2 protein-coding genes are annotated in these 2,308 nt (G+C 77.1%); both read right to left on the bottom strand.

Features of this window, described 5'->3' with window-relative positions:
* Positions 1-35: 35 nt before the first annotated feature.
* The gene (locus E1258_RS32055; RefSeq protein WP_007075357.1) at positions 36-740 is read right to left on the bottom strand and encodes a UdgX family uracil-DNA binding protein; all 705 of its coding nucleotides are present in this window, start codon (positions 738-740) and stop codon (positions 36-38) included.
* Between the two features lie 174 nt (positions 741-914).
* Positions 915-2,252 carry an aminotransferase class I/II-fold pyridoxal phosphate-dependent enzyme gene (locus tag E1258_RS32050; protein WP_132407652.1) on the bottom strand — a complete coding sequence of 446 codons (1,338 nt, stop codon included), beginning with the start codon at positions 2,250-2,252 and terminating at the stop codon, positions 915-917.
* Positions 2,253-2,308: the final 56 nt, after the last annotated feature.

The following is a 2,308-nucleotide window of genomic DNA, read 5'->3' as shown; positions in this document are numbered from 1 at the left end:
GTCCACGATCGGCGACGGGAAGGGGCGGGGCGGGGTCAGGCGGACAGGACGCCGGCGACGACCGTCAGGTCGGCCACCAGCCCGGCGTACGCGGTGTCCTGGTCGTCGGCGCGCAGCACCGCCGACGGGTGGATGGTGGCCAGGAGCCGGGCCGCCGGGGCGTCGGCGATCCCGCCGGCCGAGTCGACCGGCACCCGGGTGAAGTCCTCCGGCCGCTCGGCCGAGGCCGGCCAGGGCATCAGCGTGCCGCGCTGCCGGGTGACCCGGAACGACGGGCCGAGCAGCGCCTTCGCGGCGGTCGCGCCGAGCACCACGACGACCTCCGGGCTCAGCCGGGCGAACTCGGCCACCAGCCAGGGACGGCACGCGGTGACGTGCACCCGGTCCGGGGTCTGGTGGATGCGCCGCCTGCCGCGCAGCTCGAAGCGGAAGTGCTTCACCGCGTTGGTCAGGTACAGCCGCGTCGGGTCGAGCCCGGCGTCGTCGACCGCCCGGCGCAGCAGCCGGCCGGCCGGGCCGACGAACGGCAGCCCCCGCTGGTCCTCCATGTCACCGGGCTGCTCGCCGACCAGCACCACCCGCGCGTCGGAGTCGCCGCGACCGAAGACCGTCTGGGTGGCGTCCCGGTACAGCTCGCAGCCCCGGCAGCCGCCCGCGGCGGCGCGCAGTTCGTCGATGGTGTCGGCCCGGGGCGGGATGAACTGCTGCGCACCGGGGGCGGTGTCGGTCTTGTCGGTCATGGCGATCTTTCTACCCCTCGCCGCCCCGCCCACGCGGACACCGCGGCCCGGCGCGTCCTCCGCCGGTTCCGTTCCGCCCGCCCTGGAGAAGGTTGATCAAGAGATTTGCGTCAGGATCCGGCTGGAGGTGACATACCTCTCTCTTGATCAGACTGAGCGAGGCGGCCGGGGCCGTCAGGCCCTGAAGGCCGTCGATGGGCGGGGACGGACGGCGGCGGCGACCGCGTCGGCCAGCGCCGGCAGGTCGGGAGGGTCGAGCTGGCTGACCGTGATCCGCAGGCCGGGCCCGGCGGCGATCCGGAACAGCGCGCCCGGGGCCACCGCCCAGCCGGCGTCGCGCAGCGCGGTGAGGGCGCTGGTCTCGTCGGGCACCGGAATCCAGACGTTGATGCCCGTGCGGGCGTGCCCGGCCAGCCCGCGCGCGGCCAGCGCGGCGAGCAGGTCGCCCCGGCGGCGCTCGTAGCTGGCGCCGGCCCGGTCGACCAGGGCGGCCGTGGCCGGGTCGCGCCACAGCGCGAGCACGAGGCGTTGCAGCACGGTGGAGACCCAGCCCGCGCCGACCCGGGCCCGGCCGGCGACCCGGGCGACGGTGGCCTCGTCGCCGGCCAGCGCGGCCAGCCGCAGGTCCGGCCCGTAGGGCTTGCTCACCGACCGGACGAAGGCCCACGCCGGGGTCGCCCCGGCGAGCGGGTGCAACGGTACGCGGGCCAGCTCGGCGGCGTGGTCGTCCTCGATGAGCAGCAGGTCCTCGCGGCCGGCGAGGAGGGCGTGCAGCGCGGCGGCCCGGTCGGCCGAGACGGCTGCCCCGGTCGGGTTCTGCGCCCGGCTGGTCACCACCAGGGCTCGGGCCCCGGCGGCCAGCGCGACCCGTACCCCGGCCTCGACCGGGCCCTCGTCGTCCACCGGCACCCCGATCGCGCGCAGCCCCAGCGCGGCGACCAGGTCGAGGAGATTGGCCCAGCCCGGGTCCTCGACGGCGACCGCGTCGCCGGGGCGCAGGTGGGCGGCGAGCAGCCGCTCGATGCCGTCGAGCGCGCCGCCGGTGACGGTGACGTCGTCGGCCGGCACCCCGTCGGCGGCGAACCGTTCCCGGGCCGCGTCGGCCAGTTCGGGCAGGACGCCGGCCGACGCGTACCCGAGGGGGGCGCCGAACTCGGCGGCGAGGGCGGCCAGGTGCGGGCCGAGCGGCGGGAGCAGCCGGGTGTCGGGCTCACCGAGGGACAGGTCGCAGGTGCCGGGCGCGGTGCTCGGGTGCAGCGCCCGGCGGGTGGCCACCGGCGGGCGGGGGCGGACCCGGGTGCCGTGCCGGCCGGCGGTGGCGAGCAGGCCGCGCTGGCGCAGGTCCTGGTACGCGCGGGCCACCGTGGCCGGGCTGACCCGCAGCTCGGCGGCGAGGGCCCGCACCGGGGGCAGGGCGGCTCCGGCCGCCAGGTCGCCGACGCGGATGCCCGATTCGATGCTGGCGGAAATCTCGGCGGCCGTTGCGCCGATGACCTGATAGCGTGCTGACACAATTCGAGGATTGTACTAGTACGAAAGCGGGTCCTCGCATGTACCCACCCACCCCC

This window comes from Micromonospora sp. KC207 (assembly GCF_004348615.1).
In the GTDB taxonomy this organism is placed as follows: Bacteria; Actinomycetota; Actinomycetes; order Mycobacteriales; family Micromonosporaceae; genus Micromonospora.
This window is presented reverse-complemented; position numbering and strand designations above follow the sequence as displayed.

Coding starts and splice junctions, on each gene's coding strand:
- E1258_RS32055 (WP_007075357.1), bottom strand. CDS start 740: ATGACCGACAAGACCGACACCGCCCCCGGTGCGCAGCAGTTCATCCCG.